The sequence below is a fragment of the Lewinellaceae bacterium genome (assembly GCA_020636105.1).
Taxonomy (GTDB): domain Bacteria; phylum Bacteroidota; class Bacteroidia; order Chitinophagales; family Saprospiraceae; genus BCD1.
The window spans coordinates 3,660,280-3,684,492 of the sequence record JACJYL010000001.1 but is presented as its reverse complement, the minus strand read 5'-3'; the positions used below and the strand labels follow the sequence as shown (position 1 = coordinate 3,684,492).

Annotated in this window: 19 protein-coding genes; 9 read left to right on the top strand and 10 right to left on the bottom strand. The window is 44.2% G+C overall.

What is annotated here, in order from left to right:
• The first annotated feature begins 62 nt into the window (after positions 1 to 62).
• From argE to H6571_13805, 3 genes are all read left to right on the top strand, one after another.
• On the top strand, positions 63 to 1,217 hold the full coding sequence (gene argE, locus H6571_13815) for an acetylornithine deacetylase (GenBank protein ID MCB9324811.1): 1,155 nt from the start codon (positions 63 to 65) through the stop codon (positions 1,215 to 1,217).
• A gap of 505 nt (positions 1,218 to 1,722) precedes the next feature.
• A complete protein-coding gene (locus H6571_13810) occupies positions 1,723 to 3,111 on the top strand; it encodes an FAD binding domain-containing protein (GenBank protein ID MCB9324810.1) in 1,389 nt (462 codons plus the stop codon).
• 47 nt (positions 3,112 to 3,158) lie between these two features.
• The gene (locus H6571_13805) at positions 3,159 to 5,423 is read left to right on the top strand and encodes a molybdopterin-dependent oxidoreductase (GenBank protein ID MCB9324809.1); all 2,265 of its coding nucleotides are present in this window, start codon (positions 3,159 to 3,161) and stop codon (positions 5,421 to 5,423) included.
• 4 nt (positions 5,424 to 5,427) lie between these two features.
• Here the strand turns inward: H6571_13805 and H6571_13800 are convergent, their stop codons facing one another.
• The 3 genes from H6571_13800 to H6571_13790 are packed head-to-tail and all read right to left on the bottom strand — an operon-like array spanning position 5,428 to position 8,649.
• Complete coding sequence (locus H6571_13800; GenBank protein ID MCB9324808.1) at positions 5,428 to 6,786, bottom strand: hypothetical protein; 1,359 nt, start codon at positions 6,784 to 6,786, stop codon at positions 5,428 to 5,430.
• 29 nt (positions 6,787 to 6,815) lie between these two features.
• Positions 6,816 to 8,375, bottom strand: a complete 1,560-nt coding sequence (locus H6571_13795) for a hypothetical protein (GenBank protein ID MCB9324807.1) — start codon at positions 8,373 to 8,375, stop codon at positions 6,816 to 6,818.
• A 4-nt stretch (positions 8,376 to 8,379) separates the two neighbouring features.
• Positions 8,380 to 8,649 (bottom strand): hypothetical protein, encoded by a 270-nt coding sequence (locus tag H6571_13790; GenBank protein ID MCB9324806.1) that lies wholly within the window; start codon positions 8,647 to 8,649, stop codon positions 8,380 to 8,382.
• A gap of 35 nt (positions 8,650 to 8,684) precedes the next feature.
• On the opposite strand from H6571_13790, the gene H6571_13785 reads away from it, so the two are divergent.
• On the top strand, positions 8,685 to 9,908 hold the full coding sequence (locus H6571_13785; protein MCB9324805.1) for a hypothetical protein: 1,224 nt from the start codon (positions 8,685 to 8,687) through the stop codon (positions 9,906 to 9,908).
• 114 nt (positions 9,909 to 10,022) lie between these two features.
• The gene (locus tag H6571_13780) at positions 10,023 to 11,429 is read left to right on the top strand and encodes a LysM peptidoglycan-binding domain-containing protein (GenBank protein ID MCB9324804.1); all 1,407 of its coding nucleotides are present in this window, start codon (positions 10,023 to 10,025) and stop codon (positions 11,427 to 11,429) included.
• 69 nt (positions 11,430 to 11,498) lie between these two features.
• Here the strand turns inward: H6571_13780 and H6571_13775 are convergent, their stop codons facing one another.
• Positions 11,499 to 13,121 (bottom strand): mechanosensitive ion channel family protein, encoded by a 1,623-nt coding sequence (locus tag H6571_13775; GenBank protein ID MCB9324803.1) that lies wholly within the window; start codon positions 13,119 to 13,121, stop codon positions 11,499 to 11,501.
• Between the two features lie 209 nt (positions 13,122 to 13,330).
• Between H6571_13775 and H6571_13770 the strand changes: the two genes are divergently transcribed.
• Positions 13,331 to 15,460 carry a carboxypeptidase-like regulatory domain-containing protein gene (locus tag H6571_13770; GenBank protein ID MCB9324802.1) on the top strand — a complete coding sequence of 710 codons (2,130 nt, stop codon included), beginning with the start codon at positions 13,331 to 13,333 and terminating at the stop codon, positions 15,458 to 15,460.
• A 9-nt stretch (positions 15,461 to 15,469) separates the two neighbouring features.
• On the opposite strand, the gene H6571_13765 is transcribed toward H6571_13770, so the two are convergent.
• From H6571_13765 to lptC, 4 genes are read right to left on the bottom strand one after another with little or no spacing between them, the layout of a single operon-like run.
• Positions 15,470 to 16,885: a sugar transferase gene (locus tag H6571_13765; GenBank protein ID MCB9324801.1), complete on the bottom strand. Its 1,416-nt coding sequence runs from the start codon at positions 16,883 to 16,885 to the stop codon at positions 15,470 to 15,472.
• Between the two features lie 38 nt (positions 16,886 to 16,923).
• A complete protein-coding gene (locus H6571_13760; GenBank protein ID MCB9324800.1) occupies positions 16,924 to 17,856 on the bottom strand; it encodes a hypothetical protein in 933 nt (310 codons plus the stop codon).
• 24 nt (positions 17,857 to 17,880) lie between these two features.
• Complete coding sequence (locus H6571_13755; protein ID MCB9324799.1) at positions 17,881 to 18,855, bottom strand: Gfo/Idh/MocA family oxidoreductase; 975 nt, start codon at positions 18,853 to 18,855, stop codon at positions 17,881 to 17,883.
• A 6-nt stretch (positions 18,856 to 18,861) separates the two neighbouring features.
• Positions 18,862 to 19,389, bottom strand: a complete 528-nt coding sequence (lptC, locus tag H6571_13750; protein MCB9324798.1) for an LPS export ABC transporter periplasmic protein LptC — start codon at positions 19,387 to 19,389, stop codon at positions 18,862 to 18,864.
• 320 nt (positions 19,390 to 19,709) lie between these two features.
• On the opposite strand from lptC, the gene H6571_13745 reads away from it, so the two are divergent.
• From H6571_13745 to H6571_13735, 3 genes are all read left to right on the top strand, one after another.
• Complete coding sequence (locus tag H6571_13745) at positions 19,710 to 20,342, top strand: O-methyltransferase (GenBank protein ID MCB9324797.1); 633 nt, start codon at positions 19,710 to 19,712, stop codon at positions 20,340 to 20,342.
• A 200-nt stretch (positions 20,343 to 20,542) separates the two neighbouring features.
• Positions 20,543 to 21,940, top strand: coding sequence for an ABC transporter permease (locus H6571_13740; protein MCB9324796.1), 1,398 nt, complete (start codon positions 20,543 to 20,545; stop codon positions 21,938 to 21,940).
• Positions 21,941 to 21,975: 35 nt separating this feature from the next.
• Positions 21,976 to 23,274, top strand: a complete 1,299-nt coding sequence (locus H6571_13735; GenBank protein MCB9324795.1) for an ABC transporter permease — start codon at positions 21,976 to 21,978, stop codon at positions 23,272 to 23,274.
• Between the two features lie 16 nt (positions 23,275 to 23,290).
• On the opposite strand, the gene H6571_13730 is transcribed toward H6571_13735, so the two are convergent.
• Positions 23,291 to 23,479, bottom strand: a complete 189-nt coding sequence (locus H6571_13730; protein ID MCB9324794.1) for a hypothetical protein — start codon at positions 23,477 to 23,479, stop codon at positions 23,291 to 23,293.
• 90 nt (positions 23,480 to 23,569) lie between these two features.
• Positions 23,570 to 24,163 (bottom strand): hypothetical protein, encoded by a 594-nt coding sequence (locus tag H6571_13725; GenBank protein MCB9324793.1) that lies wholly within the window; start codon positions 24,161 to 24,163, stop codon positions 23,570 to 23,572.
• Positions 24,164 to 24,213: the final 50 nt, after the last annotated feature.

Sequence of the window (24,213 nt, the reverse complement as noted above, 5' to 3'; positions counted from 1 at the left end):
ACTTACAAAAAACAATTTCCAACTTACAAAAAACAATTTCCAACTTACAGAATCAAAAACCCATGCACACAGCAAGAAGTATCCTCGAAAAGCTCGTTTCATTTCCGGTTTTAGGAGGGGAATCCAACCTGGAGATCATTGCTTTCCTCAAAGATTTTTTTGAATCTTATGGGGTGACTTGTCATCTAAATTATAACAAAGAAGGCAATAAAGCCAATATGCATTGCCGGATTGGCCCGGCAGTGGATGGAGGGGTTATTTTATCGGGGCATACGGATGTAGTTCCTGTGGCAGGTCAACCCTGGAATACGGATCCGTTTGTATTGACGGAAAAGGACGGAAAATTATACGCCAGAGGTTCTTGTGACATGAAAGGATTCCTGGCATGTTGCATGACCTGCCTTCCTGAAATGCTGTCGGCTGATCTCAGGAAGCCGATATACTTTGCCTTTTCTTACGATGAGGAGATTGGTTGTCTCGGAGCCCCCGCTCTGGTTCAGGATATACTTAAAACTTATGATGAAAAACCCCAATTTGCCCTAATAGGCGAAGCTACTATGATGGAACCTGTGGTGGGTCAGAAAGGGATTTGTATCTACGAAACGATTGTCAATGGATCCGCAGGACACAGCAGTCGAATCAAACAGGAAGTGAGCGCCATTCACGAAGCGACCAGGCTCATCCTTTGGCTGGAAAACAAAATGGAACAACTGATCAAAGACGGACATATTGATGATCGCTTTGTGCCCAATCATACTTCCCTTCACGTGGGAACCATCCATGGTGGAATAGCTCCAAATGTGATCTCAGGCGAGTGTGTCTTTCACTGGGATGTGCGAGTCATTCCTCGAGATTCCGTTCAGGAAATCGTCCAGGATTTTGAAGCTTATTGCCGGGAACGCGAAACTGTGGTACGAAAACGTTTCCCGGGGTTTAAAATAGTCAACAAGGAACACCACCCGCCCGTTCCGCCTTTAGATACTCCGGAACATCTGGATATCGTCGCTCTGATCAAAAAAATTTCAGGAAACGATCAATTGCATACCGTAGCTTATGCTGCTGAAGCAGGTCAGTTTGCCGAAGGAGGATTTGAAGCCGTAATTTGCGGCCCGGGGTCCATTGCCCAGGCCCACCGGGCAAATGAATATATAACCATCGAACAAATGGAAAAAGGAGTCGTTTTAATAAAAAGACTTATTGAGGAGATGACGAAATAGTTTTAACCGTTTATATAAGAAACATGAGTTCATCCCGAATTTTTTAATTCAAATGGATGCTGAAAATATATTAACAATATTTAGCTGCAATATATTCAACTCTACCTGTCTTCCGGCGACGCCAGGTAGAGTTGAGATTGTTTTTGTTTGATTTCCAATGGATTACATACATTGCCATTAATACCGGCAGGCAGGCAGGTTAATTCCCTTCGGGAAATGGATTAAGAATAGAGTTAATTTTTAAAAAGAAGATTAAATTTATCCCCGAATGGGGATAAATATCAATAACGCAGTATGAAATACTGCCCAAAAAGGGACAAAAACCAACTCTGAAAGAGTTGAATGTAACCTGTTTCAAATTTTAAAAACCATAAAAAGTTATAATTATCTGACAATCAGTTTATTGAAAAAAACCCAAAACTTTGCCGGTCGGCAAAATTCGGGATGACTCATATTTTCATCCTTACACCCAAACAAAGTCGCTTAGCATTAACACAAAAAAATTATGATCACATTGTATCTAAATGATAAGAAAATTGAAACCTCCGCGCACCCTGGAACTACGGTGCTCGATTTTATACGAAAGCATCAGCAGCTTACCGGTACCAAAATAGGCTGTCGGGAAGGGGATTGCGGGGCTTGCACCGTATTAGTAGGCGCATTGAAAAAGAGCGAATTACTTTATCAAAGTATGACTTCCTGCCTCATGCCCCTGGCCAACGCTCACGGAAAACACATTGTTACCGTTGAAGGGGTGAATGGCAAACATCTTACCCCGGTCCAGGAAGCTTTGGTTAGTCATGGAGGGACCCAATGCGGGTTTTGTACTATCGGGTTTGTGATGTCACTCACGGGATTTGCCCTTACGGGAAAAGGCAGAGAAAAGGCCATCGCCTCCATCGATGGGAACATTTGTCGCTGTACCGGGTATAAATCGATAGAAAGAGCGGCGATGGAAATAGCGGATAAAATCGCACAAAAGCCTTCCGCCGGTTCCCTGGAATGGCTTGTGGAAAATGAGTTTATTCCCAAATATTTCCTGGACATCAAGTCTAAACTGACCCAACTCGAAAAAGCTCATAAAAGTGAACAGGAAACAGCTTCCTTCGTCGGCGGGGGAACGGATCTATATGTTCAGAGGCAGGAGGAAATGACTCATGAGGCATTTGTACCCGTGTTTGATGATCCAGCATTGAAAGGCATTGAGGAGAAAGAAGGAAAATGTTTCCTGGGTGCCTCGGTTACTGTTTCGGAAATTGCTGAATCAGATGTCATGCAAAGTATTTTTCCTGACCTTAAGGTACATCTCAAACTGGTTTCTTCCACACCCATCAGGAATATGGCCACCCTGGCCGGGAATTTTGTCAATGCCTCTCCTATCGGCGATATGACCGTTTTTTTCCTGGCACTGGACAGTTCCATCATTTTAAACGATTCCGGGCTCCGGCGCACGATTAAGCTGAAAGATTTTTATCAGGGATACAAGCAATTGGATAAAAAAGAAGGTGAGTTTGTTGAAAGGGTATTTTTTGACATTCCTAAAGGATGGTACCGCTTTAATTTTGAAAAAGTATGTAAGAGAACCCACCTGGATATTGCGTCGGTCAACACTGCCTGTCTGCTCGAATTCGATGACCAGAACACCATAACCAGTGCTCACCTTTCTGCAGGTGGAATAGCCCCTGTTCCGAAATGCCTCGAACGAACAGCAGCTTATTTCAAAGGTAAAAAAGTAGCAGAGTTGGCCATTGGAAAAGTCGATGAATTATTGCAATCAGAGGTAAGTCCCATAAGTGATGTTCGCGGATCGAAGGAATACAAAAGATTGCTGTTGAGGCAATTGGTTTTTGCACATTTACTGAAATTGGAACCTGATCTGGATACGATGCAATGATTTCTGATTAACCCCTAAAACTGCAAGACAATTTAAAAAGCCATATTATGAAAAACATTGATTCCAATAATCACGTGACCGGCCGCTCTTTGTACGTGGATGATGTTCCTGTTTTATCCGGCACATTGTACGCAGCGGTTTTTGCTTCTCCTTATGCCCATGGAATCGTTAAAAAAGTGGATTTTGAAAAGGCCTCCAGGATGGAAGGGGTAATCAGGATCATTTCACACAAAGATATTCCCGGGCAAAATGAGATTGGGGGAATCATCGCAGATGAACCCTTATTGGCGGAAAAGGAGGTGCATTTCCGGGGACAGCCGGTTTTGCTGGTTGTAGCAAATAGCGAAGAAGCTGCCCTGGCTGCCGCCAGGAGGGTTGAAATGGAAGTTGAGCCCTTGGAAGTAATCACCAACCCCCGGAAAGCTTTTGAAAAAGGATTTTTACTATCCGGTTCGAGGACCTTCAGACTTGGGAAAGCGGAGGCGGTTTTCCAATCCTGCAAATACGTTTTCGAAGGACAGGCCGAATCGGGAGGACAGGAGCATCTTTACCTCGAAACCCAGGGAGCCTACGCTTATCCGCTGGAACACGGAAACCTCAGGGTGATCAGTTCCACCCAGGGCCCAACCGTCGTGCAACGCACCATTGCTAAAGTATTGGGTATAGGGATGCACCACATTGAAGTCGATGTGACCCGACTGGGCGGTGGTTTTGGGGGCAAAGAGGATCAGGCTTCCGCCTGGGGCGCCATGGCAGCTTTAGCGGCGTTCCTGATTCAAAAGCCGGTTAAATGTATCCTGAACCGCGTGGATGACATGCGTATGACCGGCAAACGTCACCCGTATTCCAGTGACTATAAAATTGGCCTGGATGAAAACTGGAAGATAATAGCTTACGAAGCTGTGTTTTATCAAAATGGCGGTGCCGCGGCGGACCTTTCACCGGCTATACTGGAAAGAACCCTTTTTCATGCCACCAGCAGTTATTTTGTGCCAAACGTTACGGTGACGGCTCATTCCTGTAAAACAAACCTGCCGCCTAATACGGCATTCCGCGGATTTGGCGGGCCACAAGGCATGTTTGTGATGGAAGCGGCTATCGCTCATGCCGCACAGGCATTGGGCGTAGAGGCTTTTGAGATCCAGCAAAGGAACCTGCTGCAGGATGGTGATGAATTTCCTTATGGGCAAATTACTGAAGGCTGTGAGGCTCAAAATTGCTGGAACGAAGCTGTTGGCCGTTACGATTACGCATCCTTAAAAAAAGAGGTTACTGCATTCAATGAACAAAACAGGTTGCTGAAAAAAGGAATCGCCCTGATGCCGATTTGTTTCGGCATTTCTTTTACCAACACGCCTATGAATAATGCGCGGGCTTTGGTTCATGTGTATGGAGATGGCAGTGTGGGCGTGAGTACCGGAGCTGTGGAAATGGGGCAAGGGGTCAATACTAAATTGTTGCAAATGGCGGCGGCACTGTTTGGCATCAAGCCGGAAAGAATAAAAATTGAAACCACCAATACCACACGGGTAGCCAATACGTCTCCTTCAGCAGCGAGTTCTACCACTGATCTCAATGGAAAAGCCCTAATCGATGCGGCCCGACAGATAATGGGACAGTTGAAGGACGCAGCCTCGGTAATTTTAAAAGAAAAAAGCGTTACGGATTTCAATATTAAAGAAGAAACTGTTTGGATCAATGGAAAACCTACTGACCTGGAATGGGAAACCCTGGTGCAACAAGCCTTGCTACAGCGGCTGAATCTCAGCGCCAAAGGGCATTACGCCACTCCTGTCATCCATTATGACAAAACGATCGAAAAGGGACATCCCTTTGCCTACCATGTTTACGGAACGGCCATTTTTGTCAGTACCGTCGATTGCCTGCGAGGAACATATACTTTTGATAGTGTAAAGGTCGTACATGATTTCGGGGCCAGCATGAACCCGATGATCGACCTTGGGCAGACCGAAGGGGGCATCGTGCAGGGTTTGGGGTGGATGACAATGGAAGAGGTGGTTTATGATGCATCCGGAAAGCTGCTCTCCAATGCTTTGTCCACTTACAAAATTCCGGACATCTATTCCGTCCCGGGAAATATTGAAGTTCATTTTTTGAATACGCCGGGAACGGATATGGCAGCTTTTAAATCAAAAGCGGTGGGGGAACCACCCCTGCTCTACGGTATCGGCGGGTGGTTTTCATTGAAAAATGCGATGATGGCTTTCAACCCTGAAATTAAATCTGATTTTGCTGTGGCTCCCATGACGCCGGAGCGGGTGCTGATGCAGTTGTATGGAACTAAAATTTAATTTTTCAATACAAATTCAATGGTCCGCCACTTTTCCCTTTCTCTTTTCCCAAAACAACATTCAATCCCAGTCTTACATTTGCGCTATGGCTGTTTTTTGGATTAATGGCGGTGAGCAAATTATCCGTCATGGCAACCAGTTGAACGGGGCCGAGATTTATGACTGCGTTCACTCCCAGGTTGTCAAACGTTTTGTTGCGGATGGCGTAAATAGCGCCCACTTCAAACGTACCGGAAATTTTATACCTTCCGGAAAGGGCAAAGGCAGGATAGGTGGTCCCTCTAAACATTTCTGCATAAAACAATGCTCCCAAATGAAGGTTATCACCCAACTGGTATCCTGCACTGAGGTAGAATTGGGTAGGCAGCGCTGTTGAAAATTTATTGGAAGTGGTGACCGGCATATAAATGGCTTTCAACGTATCAATAACAGAACCGATCTCCGTAGAGTCTGCGAAAATTTCCTGGGCCACCTCCAGTCCCTGGTATTCAAAAATACCCTGAACCGCATAGTTTTTTACGTCTTTTTCCCAGTTGATCTTTCCGATGTCCAGGATACTGGCGGCTACATCCAGTTTTCCGAATTGGGCACTGACTCCCAGGTCAAAAGCGATGCCTTTGTTACTTGAAAACAGGTTTTTAAAACCTGTTCCTGCGGGATCAAAAGTGAAAGAATAATTTTCAAAATCCTGGAATTCCAATGAGCCGGAGGCGTTGACCAAAAGATCGGCATCCAGTTGAAGCTGGTAAATATCGTCACTGGTGGTGAGGCTAAGGTCGTGTTTTTCAGTTGAAGCGTGGGCAATGCCACTCAAAAATTTCACCCGCCCGCCGATGGTAATGTTGTCGGTGAGTTCAAAACCGGCTCCCAGAGCATAATGATGCCAGGCGCTGAGTTCCACGTCCGGACCAAAGGCCACTTTTTGACCAATAAACTGGGCGTTGCCCTGCCAGATTAGTTGCGGAAGTGTTTTGGGGTAATCGAGGAAAGCTTTAAACTTCAAAGCATGATTGAAGCTCAATGAAAGCTTGCCTAATTTCAAGCCTAGCCCGAGCGTTTCAAAACTGAAATCTTCACGCAATAAATTTTGATCCTCCATCTTGTTGATGGCTCCGTTGATATCCAATACCTTATTGCCTGAATTGTCTTCCGTGACCAGGTCGTTGAAAGTAATATTGGAAATCGACAGGTTATTATAAAAACCGGGCACGCTGATGACAAATTTAGCATTGGGTAGCAAGGCCGGATTGGTATAACCTGATTGCCACGTTCCTGTTAAAAAATGAGTGCCCAGTTCTTGTTGAGCCGATAATGAAAAACAAGAAAGCAGCAGGGCGAAGAATACGAATATATTTTTTTGCATGATTTTTTAGTTGGGAGGGTTTTTCTAATCTATTGCGTTTTTACTTTCAGCCCCATCCGAATATTGATTTCCTGATTGGCGAGGACTTTGGCGCTGATCTCTCCTTCGTTATAAGTGGAAAAGTCTGCAAGTAAAATCAGCCTGCTGGCCATCTTTAGTGATTCAAACCGGGCAGGTGGAACGGGAATGTAGTTAACTTTGGTAGCAGTTCCGCTGGCGTTACCATCGTTATCTACCGGAGCGGCTTCTACGAGCCGGGTTGCTCCGGCCTCAAACAATGAATCAATGGTCACCCCGTTGGCATCCTGGAAATAAACCTGGCCGTCAATTTCCAGGGGTAATTGATTATCGGCTATGAGTTTGAATTCTGCCTCACTTACGGCATCGAAGGAAGAAAGGTCAATTTCAAAAGTATCCTGTACCGCAAAGTTGACCGATTTTCCATAGAGCGGAAGTTCTACCTCAATTCTTACCTTGTAATAACTGCTGTCGGTAATGAAACCACGGATATTGGGGTCATTGTCCGGATTGGTGAAAGCATCGACATCGTAGTCCAGCGCAAGGGGGCCGGCTCCTAAAATCACATCAATATTGGAATTCTCCTTGGTGAATTTGAATTCTTTGTATTTGACCGCACCAATTTCATTCAAATCAGGGTAAGGGAAGTCAATCCCTTCGGTAATAAACTCGCTTTCCAGCGGAAGAACATCCTGCCTTACGGTAAAGACTTCAAATACATTGACGACAGAGCGCGTCGGCACACCAAAAGAATTTTCGAAAAATATCGTGATTTTCGGATCAGCAAAATAAATATCACCATTGATCCACTTGTCAAAAAAGTCGATAAAGATGGTGTCACGGCTTTCATCATAGGTATTATTACCGAGGTAACCTTCTGCGTAAGAAAAGGCGAGATCCTGCAGCCCTACTCCTGCTTCTGTAATGAGCGGGGGATTCCCGTCCTGGGCAATCACTTCTTTAATAACATACAAATAACCATCTTCTGCCGGTTGGATAACGTAACCGTCCAGATTTGTAGGGGTGAAAATGTTGGTCATCCAAATGGCATCCCCTGTCCCGCTGTAGGCAGGAAATTCAATCTGATAACTTAATTCCTGGCCATTTTTTGTAAATTGAGGGACACGCAGTTTTACGGTGACGGGAGAAGGGTGCTTGCTTTTAAAGCTATAGAGAAATTGACCCGCTTTCAAATCCATTCTGTCTACTTCCAGCCCGTCAGGAAAAGAAAAAGGTAAAGCAAAAGTATCCTGGGTGAGCGGAATGATGATATCCTGCCCGAGGGTCGCATTGATGGCAGCAAACACTTCATCGGTTGTTTTGGTCAGCACATCCCCGCTGTATTTGAAACGGATGAGTCCATCCGGGTCGATGAAAAGTACATTGTTTTCTTCAAAACCATCCAGGACATCTCCAATGGAAAAACGAGCCGTAATAAGAGGCAGGGCGTATTCCGGATCGCTGTTGACGGTTTCGATATCGCCAAAATCACCCAATTGGGTACAGGCTCCGGCCAGTGCGATCAAAAAGAAGAGCAAGAGTCCGCGGAGTTGTTTTGAATTTTTATTCATTGTATCATTTTTGTTCATAAAATAAACCTTTTTTTATTGTACACGAACCATTATTCCAGCAGGTTGGCCGGATACTAAAATTATCCCATAAATATTCTTTCCCATGACTAAACGCAGACGGTTTAAAGTATTTTTCGGATGTTTGGAAATAATTTGTAAGATAGTTTGCAAAGGAGCTTAATTCAATAGATTCGGCAGCAGGCTGTGCAAAGATATGTAAAAAACGATTATTTTTTAATTTTTGTATCTTAGCCTTGGCCAATACTTTTTCCAATAACTTTGAGGAAAGGACAATTTTTGTTACAAACCATGGAAAAAAATCAATCAATTCAATTTTTGGACGACGATAGCAGTTTACTGCAAAAAGCGGAGGAATTCCTGAAGGCCATCTTTGACCAGCGCAAGCATTCACGGCTCGTATTTCATAATTATTCAGTGTTGAATCACGCCATCAACCAGGCCAAAGAAATAGGGGTTCATGAGGGTGCCGGCAGGGAAGTGATGGAAATAGCCGTGCTGGCTACCGGGTTTTATTTTGCAGGGTTCGTCATCGATTATGCACAGCCCGAGGTGGCAGGGAAAAAGCAGTTGCAGCTTTTTATGAATATGGAACAAGCTCCTGCGGAAACCATTGGAGCCGTATTAAGAAGTATTGATGCCATAGCAGGGAGGGCAAGACCTGATTTTTTGCCGGACCAGATTGCCGCCGATGCTACTACCATTGTCACTTATGTACAGGATTACGCAGAACGTCACCCTTTGCTTAAACTGGAACGGGAATTTATGCAAAACCTCACGGTGGAAAGAGGCGAATGGGCTCAAATGCAGATGCAGGAATTATTACAGCAAAAATTATACACGGGTTATGCCCGGCAGTATTTTGAATCCGGACTGGCGCAAAGCATTTTGATGCAAAAACAACGGATCGAAAAGGAAGTGCGCAATATTCAAAAGGAGACAAATACCGTGGGCAATGGTGAACTTTTCGGAAATATTGAAGAAAATTTGCCGCTGCGCACCATCCAGACTTTCTTTCGGGTCAATTACAGGACCCATATCAACCTGAGTGCCTTAGCGGACAATAAGGCCAATATTATGATAAGTGTGAATTCCATCCTCATCAGTGTATTGATCACTTTTCTTTCTTACAGGAATATTTCAACGAATACGCCTATGATCCTGTTGCCGGTGGTCATTTTCCTGGTGACAGGACTGGCCTCCCTGACTTTTGCAGTGTTGTCGGCAAGGCCCAAGGTGACAAAGTTTAATGCCGGTCAAAAGGATTTGATGGAAATTCGTAAAAACGTCATTTTCTTTGGGAATTTTGTTACCCTTAAACTGGAAGAATACGAGGAGGCTATGGACGAATTGTACCGAGACGGGCCATTGCTATTGGGGAATATGACCCGCGATCTTTATTTTTTGGGCAAAGTACTGGATAAAAAATATCGGTACCTCACCGTTTCTTATAATATTTTCATGGTGGGGTTCGTCGTAACCGTAGGGACCTTTTTGGTGATATTATTTGCTTAGAAACAGTCAAATAATAACTTCATCACTTAAAAATAATTCAGGATTATCTAATTTTTTCACCGGATCGTTCGTTTAAAAACAACATTTTTACCCCTTAAATTAATAACAGGAAATATGTTCAAACAACTCTTTTCATTTTTGATTCTGGTATGCGCCGTTTTAAACGTTTCAGCCCAAAAGCTCGATGAAGCTTATCTCAAATATATTGAAAAAAATAAAGATTACGCCTTGCGCGAAATGGAACGGGCGGGTATCCCCGCAAGCATAAAATTGGCGCAGGGCCTGCTTGAATCGGATGCAGGGCGAAGCTCCCTGGCCAGAAAAGGCAATAATCATTTTGGCATCAAATGTGGAGACAACTGGAAAGGAAAAACGGTTTACCAAAAAGATGACGAATATGATGACAAGGGCAAACTTATCGAGTCCTGTTTTCGGTCCTTTCGGTCCGTGGAGGCTTGTTATATTGCCCATTCTGAATTTTTGAGGGACCCCAGTAAGCAGTTTCGCTATGGCTTTTTGTTTAGGCTTGATCCAATGGATTATAAAAGATGGGCTGAGGGACTTAAAAAAGCAGGGTATGCCACTAGTGCGACCTATGCCGATAAATTGATCAGCCTCATCGAACGTTACGAATTGTTCAAATACGATCAAATGTTGTCTGACGATCTGGATGCACCGGTAGCTGATGTATTGGAAGCAGGCATTTTTGTCAATAATGATGTGAAATATGCAACGGCTAATGCCAATGAAACGGTAGCCGATATTGCCAGACGAACCGATACTTCTCTGAGAAGCCTTCTCAAGTACAATGAACAATTACATGACGGCAACCAGGAACTTAAAGAGGGCGAACGGGTCTATATTCAACCCAAACGAAGTGCGTATCGTGCCAAACACCAGAAATGGCATGTTATGGAAGCCGATCAGAAACTTTTTGAAGTTTCCCAATTGTATGGGGTGAAGCTCAGTAAATTGCTCAAACGAAACCGACTTGAAGAAAATATGGATCCGGCGGAAGGCGCCCAGATCAAATTAAGGGGATGTAAAGTAAAAGAAAGACCTAAACTGGCTTCTGAAGTAAAAGAAGAATTGCCATTACCCGACCTCGAAATGGAGCAGGAAACGGAGATGCCTGAGCCTGTTGACAAAGTAAAAGTTTTGCCTAAGGCAGATTCGACAAAACTCGTGACACCTCCAACTCCAAGAGTAGATGTACCGGTTATCATTAAGCCGACCCCCACACCGGAGAAAGTTCCTCCTGTTACAGAAACGCCGCAAGATGAACCCAAGGCCACACAAGGATCAACCTCTACCCCCGATTTTACCGATGAGCCGGTCGTTCCAAAAACGGATACTATCCCGGCACCTCAATCTCCGGCGGCTGTTTTTCATACCGTACAGCAGGGAGATACCTTATGGAATATTTCTCAAAAGTATAATACTACGGTTGACGCCATTAAAAAACTCAATAACCTGACCAATAATAATATTGTATTGGGCATGAAATTGAAGGTGAAGTAAAAAACAGTCCAAAAAATAACTTCATCATTTCCATCCCGCGCCACAGCCTTTAATTCAGTCGAAACCGGCTTAATTAAAGGTTGTTTTTTTGCTCTCCACAAATGCATCAAAACGCCTTTTCAGCGTTTCATGGTTCGTTTCATAAGTAGGTGCCATACTGTCTCTGCCCGGGAATTCTTCCATATAAAGTGTTGTGGACGGGAAAGCAAAACGTACGCCCATTTCATTAGCCAATTCTATAATGGAGAAGAGCAATTCTTCCTTAACCTGGAGTTCGGAACCATAATCTGTAACTTCCAGCGGAACCCGGAACATGATGTTGATGGAAGAATCGCCCAAACTGTTCAGGTAGATGAAACTGTCGCTGGTTCTTGCCTTTGGGTGGATTTCGATAATCTTTTTCAACCCTTCGATATAAATTTTCAAGAGGGTCACAGGGGTGTCATAGGTGAGACCAATGTTGATGTTGAAAAGTCGAAAAATACGAACCCCTTTATTGGTTATAGCGGCATTGGCAATCGCGCCATTGGGAATGCTGATGATCGAAGAGTCTGCCTCCTGAATTCTGGTTGACCGGAAGCCAACCTCAAGAATCGTCCCGGTCATCCCTCCATATTCAACAAAATCCCCGATCTGGAAAGGCTGATCCACAAAGATCATTGCCGATCCGATCAGGTTTTTTACAGTGTCCTGCGCCGCCAGGGCCAGGGCCAGTCCGCCTATGGACAAACCGGCGATCAGGGCGGTGACATTGATATCGAATATCTGTAACAACTGGGCAATTCCCCCGATGACGATAACTGCCTGTACCGACCGTTTTATGATGGGCACCAGTTGTTCATCCATTTTGCTTTTGGTACTTTGGGTAAACCTCCGGATATAGGCGATAAAAATATCAAGAACACCAAAAGCGATCAACACGATCAGGATGGTGCTGAAGATTTTTATGACGTTTATGGCAAATATTCCGGCAGTCACCGGCAGCAATAAAACGGGTAAAAACAATTTGATCAACCGTAGGATGATCAGCACACTGGCTAACCTGGCGATTCTGGAAATCAATTTTGGTCGAATGAACGTGGAATCTGACTTCGAGCGGCTCATTCTTCGTATAATGGGATTCAAAATTCTGCTCAATAGAAGATGAGAGAGCAGGCCTAATGACATCAAAATGAGCAGTCCCAGGTATTGCCACAAGGCCATCCCCAGGATTTTTGTTTGTCCCATTTTTGGAAGAGAATTGAGCAGTAGGTCCGCTCCGAAAGGGAAAACTTTTTTGTGGAGTCTGGGGATGTTTGAGACGGTTTCTTTAGAATAATACCATCTCCCGTTCGTTTTTTCGAGGTAGATTTCGGGCATTTCCTCCGGGAATGGGGTAAATATTGCCCGCTTCGTCAGGGTATCGATATAATCAGGGTTGGTGGGGATTTTATTGAAATGAACAAACAGACCGGCACCGTCTAAAATTTGCTTGAGCTGTATGGATTTTTTAATAAGGGTTGTCGAATCACCTTCAGGAAAAAGGGCTTTTGCGGCCAACGAGGGTTTGTACGAATCCGTTTGAAGATAATACAGGTGGACATACATGCTGTTGTTGGGGTTTTCCAGCGAGGTATCAACATTTTTGTTGTCCTGACCCATGAGGGGTAATGAAAAAATTAAAAAGAGGAATATCGGCAAATACTTTGGCATATCTTATTGGATTTTGAAGACAAAGGTAGAGGATCGCGGTCTCCTATACAAAAAAGAAAATAAAAACTGAGGTTTTCAACCATTTGGGACTCGACATGTCTCTATAATGTTGGTTGTAACAAAATCAGCTTCGAAACGTCTTGATAATGCAATTTATGAGTAGCCCAACCGGCACTCCTTAACTGAAATCCATCATAAAAATCGGACCAATGGCCACAAGGTTAACCCTTTTTTCTTTCTTTATCTTATTTACCTCTCTTTTACCCGCACAGGATTTATTTACGATCACCGGAACAGTTATTGATGATGATACGGGTTTGGGAGTTCCTTATGCGCATGTAGGTATTCCTGAAAAAGGTATTGGTACCACTACCGGAGGTAATGGAGCTTTTACGTTTAAAGTGCCTGATGAATATCAAAATTCTCAGATGATCGTCTCTTATATCGGTTACAAAACCTATAGTAAGCCTATCGGGGAAATCAAAGGATCAGTAACGGTTCGATTGCAAAAGAGCACCAGTATGCTTGGAGAAGTAGTCGTAATGGCAGATGGCGGAGTCGAAAATATTATCCGAAAAGCCGTTAATAATATCAAAATTAATTACCCGACTTACGGCACCACTTACCTTGGTTTTTATCGGGAATCCCGGACGGATGACAGCCTGAATTATATTTACCTGGCAGAAGGCGTCCTCAACATTTATAAAAGAAGTTACAAGAGCAAAAAAGAAGGCTACGTGAGCCTGGTACAGGGGCGTAAGATCAACCTGCGTAATCCACTCGACACTACGGTGCATTCAGGGTTTTCTTCAGGACATATGGCTCCCCACCGTTTTGATTTTGTTCAGAACCGGACAGATTTCATTGATCCCAGGTTCTTTAAGGTTTACAATTACTGGATTGAGAGCATCACCACCTATAATGACCGACCAGTTTACATCATCGGGTTTGATAAAGATGAAAATGTATCGGGTTCGCAAGGGGAAATTGAAGTGGAAGACAGCAATGGTGAAAAGGGCCTGATGAAAGTGCTCCGAATGTTTCAAAAGAAAAAACGAACCATCGAGGCCAGGATGAAGGGCCGCATTTATATAGACAAAGAATCTTATGCTTTTATCCGGGCAGAGTTTGAAATGACCCCGAAAGGCCTCGAAGTGTATGATTATTATCCTTTGTACGCAGGGAGTTGGAAGGGAAACAGCTACGTAGTAAACTACAGACAACTGGGAGATAAGTGGTACTTCAGCGATGCTTTGAGGGAAGGTATTTATGGTGGCGGCGGAATCTATTCCAATGAGATAAAAATAACGGAGGTCAAAACCGAAAAATCAGAACCCATTGAATACCTCGACCGGATAGATCGTGGTGTTGAATTTACCCGGATGACGGGGGAGTATGATGAAAATTTTTGGAAATCCTATAATGTTACTCCTGTAAGTGAGGGCCTTGCAGAAAGTTTGCAGCAATTCAAAAACAGCCGGAAGGCCGAGGAGGTTTTTGATAACGAATATATGGCTTCACTCAGGCAGCAGCGAGATTCCATTCAAAGGATAAAAACACTCGAAACTCAGGCAGAATTAAGGGAGGAGCGTGATTTGGGGTTTGAGGTCGGGGAACCGGGATTTAAAAAGAAAAAACGCCCTTACGATCGGGTTAAATTTATGATGGGGCTGGGCAGCCATTTTATACCAACAAAGGCACAACAACTCGGCATTGCCTATCAGACCGATGATCCTGATTTTCCACAGACCATCATTTCCATCGAAAATAATATTCCGAAGAGAGATTTTGAGGTCATCGGCTATTGGAATTTTGACGTTTTTGTCCATAAAAATTATTTCATTCGTTTTGGTGCGGCTTTTGATTTTTACAACAGTATTTACAAAGATAAATTCCTGGGCATGGGATTACAGATGAACCTTTCCAGACAACGTCCTTTTTATTTTAAGGCAATAGCGACATACGAGCATCTGAGGTATGCACGAAAGGTGGGGCAGGCTCAAAATGAATACGGAAAATTCAAAGCCAACGGTAAAAAATTTAAAGCAGACGACATCAATATGTATTATGGAAGCAGGTCTCACAACCTCGGATTATCGGCTGAATTTTCCCTTGAGCTCAATCCTGACCGTGAGTTGTATGTCCGTGGAACCTATATGCTGCCTTTTTATCAAAGTCAGGAAATATGGCTGTGGGAACGAAAAGAGATTTTCAGAAAGAAAAAGCAGGTGCCGCTTAAAAATGAACAGGTGCTGGTTTCCCAAAACGGGTTGCCGTTTTCTGATAGTCTTTTGCCTGACCAGTCTTTTAGCGTGACAGTGGGGATTTTGTTTAAATAGCCCCTGGGTTTATTTCCCTTTTCCCTGCAGCAATACCAGGACGGTATAAAACATGATTTTAAAATCGAGGGACAAGGACATGTTTTCTATGTAAAGGATGTCAAATTTCAACCTTTGGATCATTTGGTCCACATTGGAGGCATACCCGTACTTTACCTGTCCCCATGAAGTGATGCCCGGCCTGACCTTAAAAAGGTGCTTGTAATGCGGAGCTTCACTGACGATAAGATCGATATAGTACTGTCGTTCAGGGCGTGGCCCTACCAATGACATATCTCCTTTGAGTACATTCCAGAATTGGGGTAACTCGTCCAGTCTCCATTTACGCATAATGGCTCCCCAGGGAGTACATCGGTCATCATGATCATGGGAGAGCTGGGGGCCACTTTTTTCCGCATCGACAAACATGGAGCGGAATTTGTAAATATTGAAAGGTTTGTGATTTAATCCCACGCGTTCCTGTTTGTAAAAAACAGGTCCTTTGGAGGATAATTTTACCCTAATGGCCGTATAGGCAAAAACGGGAGAAAGTATCACCAGCATGATGATGGAAACCAAAATATCGATCAGTCGTTTTATGATGGTTTGCCAGGGAGGCATCAGTTCCCTTTTTATTTCGATGAGCACCGCTCCGTAAAGGTGATTCATTTTTACAGTGCCCAGCAGGATGTCGTACATGTCGGGGATGATCTTAACCAGGATTTTGGTGTCAAAATCAAAAAGGGTGTTGAGAATTTCCCGTACCCGGTTATGTTCAGAGGTTTCGATGGCGATGATGACCTCTTCGATATTGCGTTCACGAATCACCTCTGCCATGTTCTTTATTTTTCCGAGTTTCGGAAGATAAGCATCCAGTTCGTTGGCGCTGTTGCCATTGGCATCGATAAAACCGACGAATTTCAACCCCAGGCCTTTTTCCCGATTGGTAATTTCCTGGTAAAGATCAATGGCTTTTTCATTGCCCCCGATGATGAGCGTATTGTAAGTGACTGCCCCCGACTTAAGCCTTCTGCTCGCCCGTGTCAGAATAAACATCCTGACGGTGGCTGTAAGAAAAAAATGCAGAGAAAACAAGGTTAGAATGGAGCGGTAATAAGTGCGGTAGTCACTGACAAAATCATCGAGGATTAAGGTGAAGAAGAGGAATAGTACCCCGATAAAACTTAGAAAGAATGTTCTCGCGAGGGTTGCCAGGCGAGAAAGCCGGTAAATGTCCTTGTATTTGTCAAAAACGGCGTAGAAAAAAACCCAGCCGAAAGGAATGACCAAAACGCCGTACCAAAAATGAATATCATTGAAAACTTCTCCCGTAATTTTTACGCCTTCGATCTGTTTGCGATATACAAAAAAACATGCCCAGGCAGTCATTGCGCTAAGAAAATCCGCAACCTGATAAAGTAGGATGTCTCTTTGTTTACGGGTCATATTTGTATAGTTGCTATCAGCCGGCCTAAAAATAAGGCTTAAAAATGTACCAATTTAATATTATCCAATAATACTCGTGCACTATCCTGCGTATAATTTCCATCCTCCTGGGGAATGAATGCCTGGAAGCCTACCTGGTATTCTTCAAAACCCTCTGTTAAGACAGGCTTTGCAAGGTTGAAATAAATTTTCTTCCATCCACTGCTTTCTACAAAACCGTTTTCATATAAAGAGGTACCGCCAAAGCTTCCCACGGTCTCGTAACCGATCAAACCGAAAAAAACAGGGACATCTGATTTGTAATTGACTTCGAGGTAGGTTTGGTAGCCGTTGTCCCCCAGGGTCTGGTATCTTGAAATGGTTCCAATCTCGATTATCCTGCTGGCAGTGTCCAGTTTGATCAGGGCAGAATGATTCCCTTCAAAAACATCTTCAGGCAAGGTGGTCAGGGTTATCTTATCGTCTTCATTACCGATCCTGATCTCCTGAAATATATGTCCCGTGCCTTCAAATTCTTCGATAAAGGAAAACTGAACGTTATCGCTGTATTCAAAAACAGGGGTTAACGTTTGTGTTACATTGTCTTCAAGGTTCATGGTGATCTCAATGGGAGCATAAAAAGGGTAAATTTCCGGCGTGCCATTGATGCCATTATCCTTGATGCCGGGCTGAAGAGAAACCAGGTGTTCTCCTTTTTCCAAAACAGGGATGGTGGCCGGGATCGGGTACACCCCAAGGAAGTTGCCGTCGATGGACAGCCAGATGTCGGTGATATTATGAGAATCAGTGCCTTCTCCGATATAGGTCTTTACATCCACTGTTTCTATACGGATGTACGCTGGAATATCCTCTTCAGGGTTGATGATATCACAGCTGTTCAGCATTATGATTAAAAGGCCCGGGGCAATCAACCATTGTATATTGTTAAAAATTCGATATTTTCTCCTCACTTGTTTTTGTTTAAAATTCATCCCTAATATTAATTTTCCAAGGGTTTATTTTTCTACCTCGGCAATAATCATGTGGGCCAGTTCAAGGGCTCTGTACCCGTCTTCAATGCCCACCCGTGGCGGCGTATTATTATTGATGCTTTCTGCAAAAGTTTCCAATTCCATTTTTATGGCATTGACAGGCTCAATAGAGGGCATGTCGATATGAATGAGTTTTTTGCCGGTGGCAGTATCCAGGTGCATCATGTTTTTCGCTATTTCAGGATCTACGCTTTGTTCGTCATATAACCGTACGACCTGCGCCTCCTTATCGAGAAAGTCCAGACTAACATAGGCATCCTTTTGAAAAAAACGCAACTTGCGCATTTGTTTGATGGAAATTCTGCTTGCCGTGAGGTTGGCGACACAGCCGTTTTCGAAAACGATACGTGCGTTGGTAATATCCGGAGTATTACTCACTACGGCAACACCATTGGCAGATACTTGTTTTACCGGAGAATTGACCATGCTGAGCAAAATGTCGAGATCGTGGATCATCAGATCCAGTATAACGGAGACATCGGTTCCGCGGGGGTTAAAAACCGCCAGACGGTGTCCTTCGACAAACATAGGGGCAATCTCCATATCGTCCAATGCCAGCAGGGCCGGGTTGAATCTTTCAACATGCCCCACCTGAACCTTGACACCATGTTTTTCGCTCAGCCGGATTAATTCACGGGCTTCCTCAAGGGTATGGGTCAAAGGTTTTTCGACGAAGACATGTTTGCCTCTTTTGATCGCTTCGGCAGCCAGTTCATAGTGAACGCTGGTAGGGCTTACAATATCCACCACATCAACGGCGTCTAAAAGGCTGGCTATATCAGGGAAAGCTTTCAGTCCAAACGTTTGGCTCACCTCCCGGGCATTGTCAGCATCCGGATCAAAAAAACCGACCAGATCGTAAATATTTTCTGTCAATCCAATACACTTGAGGTGTACTTTCCCCAAATGGCCTGCGCCAAGTACTCCAATTTTAAGCATAATTTTTTATTCTTTGTCCAGTAATATTCTTCCTTCCACAGCTTTGATCCGGGCATTGGTAAAATCCTGACCCGCTTCAAAACCATGACCATAAATGATTTCTGACGGTCGGGAAATGACTACGAATTTATCGGAATATATTTTTTCGGCTTTTTCGTCCCATATCAACTCCTGGGTTTCCAGCTTATCCCCGGAAACACTTTGCCAAACCACACTATCCCGCACGACGACCTGCCCTTTCCTTATGTAACGGATGGCATAAAGCCCTGAAAGGTTGCTACTGACCTTTTGAAAGTCGTCAAAAAAGTCGACCACTACTCCTTTTGGGAATTCCTGGCTTTCGGTATTCCTGTCGAGATCCATGACCATTACCGGGGCGACTATTTTCGCCCGGACAATGGCAGAGTCACTGTACAGGATCTCCACCTCTTCTGCGAATTCTTTCCCGACCTCCATTTTTTCCAACAGATCTTCAATGTCTGAGGTCTTGTTGACGCAGGAAGTGAACAGCCCGGCCAGGCACAACAGCGGCATAAAACTTTTTTTAATAACTATTTGATAATAAGACAACATCTTTGTTTCTATTGTGGTATAAGTATAGAACGCATGAAATTACAATTTGTCATTTGTACAAACATCGTAACTTCGTTTTTTTAAATCAAAACCGTGATTTTGGCTCCTGGTTAAAGAATTACCGGCAGGCTTTGGGAGAATTTGTATTTCATTTTCTAATTTTCAGCCCAGCGCGTAACCTTTTTTGAATTTGAATCGGCTTTGCACCTTTCTGCACCGTTTTTATTTTAGAAACTTGTGCGCTAAACAGTTGGGCAAAGCTATAAAAATAGCTTTTAACAATGGGTAACTTAGATGAAATAAACGCCTACTGTGAATCTCATACGACATCTCAGGCAGAGGTGTTGCATCAGTTGGAGAGGGCAACGCATTTGAAAACCCTTTCACCGCAAATGTTATCGGGACATCTGCAGGGAACTTTATTACGCTTTATCAGTCGAATGCTTCGCCCACGGATCATTCTTGAGATCGGCACTTTCACGGGATACGCTGCGATCTGCCTCGCTGAAGGCCTTGTCGAAGGTGGGGTATTACACACCATTGATCCCAATCATGAGATAAAACATATCAGTGATGAATATTTTGCCAAAGCAGGAGTTCAAGACAAGATTATTGCACACCTGGGGAAAGCAGAGGAGATCATTCCGAAACTTAATCTTATTTTTGACCTGGTTTTTATCGATGCGGGAAAACTGGAATACGGACTTTTTTACGACCTTGTCATCGATAAAGTTCGTCCGGGCGGTATCATTTTGGCTGATAATACCCTTTGGAGCGGGAAAGTGCTGCTCCCGGAAAAAGATACCGACACAAAGGCTATCGATGATTTTAATAAAAAAATACAAAATGACGAGCGGGTGGAGAATGTACTCCTGCCCATTCGGGATGGGTTGATGATGATGCGAAAAATTTAAATTTACTTGCCGTTACCAGTTGGAATCAGGAGCTAAACCACAACTAATCGAACCCCTGAAACGCTGCGATCTAATGGTATGATTTCGCTGTGCTCAGCCTGAAACACAAAAGACCTGGTCGGGGCACTTGTTTGTCAGTAAACCATTTCTTATTATATTAAAACCAGCAACGAGCTCCAAGTAACCAGCAACCAGCAACCATGTTCAAATATATTGTAAAACGAGTATTGCTTTTTATCCCGACCCTGATCGTCATTTCCTTCCTGGCGTTCGGGTTGAGTAAGTGTACGCCGGGCGATCCTGTGGAAAATATGATGCCTGATGACATGAACCATACGGAACGAAGCTACCGGCAGGCTGCCGGGCGACTGGGGCTCGACAAACCGGCGTTTTATGTTGATTTTACGGCAACGGCATATCCGGATACATTGTATAAATTCGTGAAAAAATATAAAAGGAAGGCCATTCAAAAACTCATTGGCCAATACGGCAACTGGCCCCTGATCGAACAATATTACCTGCAGATAAATCATTTTGAGGATCAATTGGCCCTGCTTCCTGGTGGAGTGGGCGAAAAAGCCAGGGCAAAGGTGTTGCCTGAGTTAAAATTGTTGGAAACAGATTTTAAGGATCCTTCCATTCTCAATAGATTGAGGAGAATGGAAAATGCCTTGCAGGCCGATTCCACGGTGGGCAATCAGGCGTTATCCGGAATCACAGCACTGAAACAAAAATACGAAGCCGTTAAATTGAACCCTTCAAGAGGGAAGCTTTTTATTCCTGCTTTTCGCTGGTACGGTTTTGATAATCAGTACCATCACTGGGCCGGAAAATTTTTGAAAGGAGACTTTGGAATTTCTTATATGAACGGGCAGCCGGTCGCTACAAAAATATGGTCGGCCCTGAAATGGACCTTGTTGATCAACGGAGTGGCCATTTTTATCGCCTATCTTTTTTCCATTCCCATAGGGGTGATAGCAGCCACGCGCCAGGGAAAACCTTTTGACCGGATTACTTCGGTCGCTTTATTTATGCTCCATTCCCTTCCAAGTTTTTGGGTGGCCACTTTACTGATCGTGTTTTTTACGACGCCGGAATATGGCATGGACTGGTTCCCGACCCTCGGCCTTGGCGATATCCCTACCGGGGCATCGTTTTGGGAGGTCATTCGCATAAGAGGCTGGCATATGGTTTTGCCGGTGTTTGCCCTAAGTTATGGCGCCCTCGCCTTTATATCCCGCCAGATGAGAGGTTCTATGGTAGATGTTTTGCGGCAGGATTATGTAAGAACGGCCAGGGCAAAAGGATTGAAAGAAAAGGCCGTTGTCTGGAAACACGCTTTCAGGAATGCTTTGTTTCCGATCATCACCATGTTTGCTTCGGTGTTGCCGGCCTCCATTGCGGGTTCAGTAGTAATAGAAGTGATTTTCAATATACACGGGATGGGTAAGGTGGTCGTGGATTCTATTTTCAGGGACGACTGGCCGTTGGTTTATGCTGTTTTGATGCTGGCCAGTGTGCTTACCATGGTGGGGATATTGCTTGCCGACATACTTTATGCCCTCGCAGATCCGCGGATACGATTGGGTAAGCGATAAAAAAAACGGACGAAAGAAATTAAATAAACAATTTAATGCAAGAAAAGAACGAAGACATATCGATCAGGCCAACTTCCGAAGCCGAAGGGCTGAGTTACGGTCAGATGGTGCGCAGCCAGTTCCGCAAGAACAGGATGGCTGTATGGTCTTTGCGTTTATTGAAAGGACTGATATTTATTGCTGTTTTTGGCAGTTTCCTGGCCAATGAAAGACCGTTGTATTGCAAAATCGAAGGGCAAACCTATTTCCCTGTTTTTAAGCAGATGGCAGTCGACCTGGGGATAGGGAATTGGGAGAGTCAATTTGTTTCCAGGGACTGGAAAGATCAGAATTTTGAGCGGGTTTTAATGCCGTTCATTCCATATTCCTACAACACCCAGGACCTTATGAATAGCTTTGTCGGACCTTTTGATAAACAAAGGGTGGATTCCCGCCGATGGCGACATTGGCTGGGGACGGACAACCTGGGCAGGGACGTGGTGGCAGGCTTGGTGCACGGAACCCGTATCGCCTTGCTGACCGGATTCATTGCCATGAGTATAGCGGCTTTGATCGGCATATTTTTCGGAGCGGTAGCCGGGTATTTCGGAGATGATAAACTAAAGGTTTCGGGAGTAAGGATCGTCATGAACATCGCCGGATTTTTTCTCGCTCTTTTTTATGGTTTTTTGAGCAGGAGTTATGCTTTAAGCGAAGGAAAACTCGGATGGGAACTTTTTAAAGGCATTTTGATCTTTTCGATGGTTATGGTGTTGTTCAACCTATTGGCCAGCGGTCTGGAAAAATTACCTTCGGTGAAAAAAAGATTCAGACTCCCGGCGGATCTGCTGATCATGCGATTGATCGAAATTATGAACTCCATTCCTGCTTTGCTTTTGCTTTTATCGGTCGTGGCCATTATCCAGAAGCAGTCCATCTTTAATGTTATGATCATAATAGGGTTGATAGGGTGGACGGGAATCGCGAGGTTTATCCGGGCAGAATTAATGCGTATCCGCAACCTTGAATACATTCAGGCGACGAGGGCATTGGGGTTCAGTGAAAAATACATTATCCTGCGTCACGCTCTGCCCAACGCTATGGGGCCGGTACTCATTTCCATCGCTTTTGGGATCGCTAATGCGGTGTTGATCGAAGCTTTTTTATCTTTTCTCGGAATAGGTTTGCCCGCTGATATGGTCACTTGGGGCACCATGCTTAATGAGGCCCGTAATGCTTTTGAAGCCTGGTGGGTTGCGCTTTTCCCCGGGTTGGCGATATTTGTCACCGTTACCCTTTTTAACCTTATAGGGGAAGGCCTTACCGATGCGATGGATACACGGCAGAAGCGGTAGCCATTATCCGGTTACTTTAATTTTTGCGCATTTTCTTCGGGAATAAATTGGATTGGCCTTTTTTGGTGGAAAGCCCTCCCTTGCGAGTTGTTTTCACGCCAAGTTCATTGGAAGGACAGCCATATCCCCTGTTGCAGGAGGAACCTGTCGTGACCGTTAGGCTCAGGAACAGCAGAAATGTAAATGAATAAATGAATTTTTTCATAGCAAGGTTATTTTTTACGATTGCGGATCGCTTTTAATACGAAATATCTCCGTCAAATATTGCCGGAGGCTTATTAAGGTTAAGTTAAGGCTAAAGTATTTTGATGATTCCTTTATGTGCGGTCAGAGGAATTACCTGCTCCGGCAATACGACCACCTCATAAGGAGTAGGGTTGCTCCAGAACCTGACAGGAGCTTCTTCCCCTGATGCCCCGATAGCCTTAAAGCATAATTGGAACAGCAGGTCGCCGTTTTCCAAATTCACGCCATTGAGGGTGTCGTCTATCCATACAGCGGTCAGAAATCCTTCAGCGGCCTTGTGACTTCCAAAATCATTGAGGTCCATGGTGGGAATGGTAAATCCTTTTACGGAGGTAAATTCGAGTAATTTCGGATCCCAACGCATCGAATATTGCATCGATAATAAACCTGTGATCTTTGAACTGGTCACATCGATACAAACTTCCGCTCCATTCGCAACGGATCCACTGCCGACCCACAGGTTTAATCCCGGTCCATCCTCATGTTCAGGTTTTGCGGATGGAGTTGAAACTGCCGGATCATTTGGCTGCATTTTTTGTTCCGCAACAGGCTGGTCTGCTGTTGAAGTATTGGAGACTTTGGGGTCAGTGGAACAGGCAAACATAAAAAGGAGCATTAATGCTGCGATTGATTTATACATCATGTTATTTTTTTTCGCTTTTTTTGAAACAATTTTATTACAGGGTTGCGGCA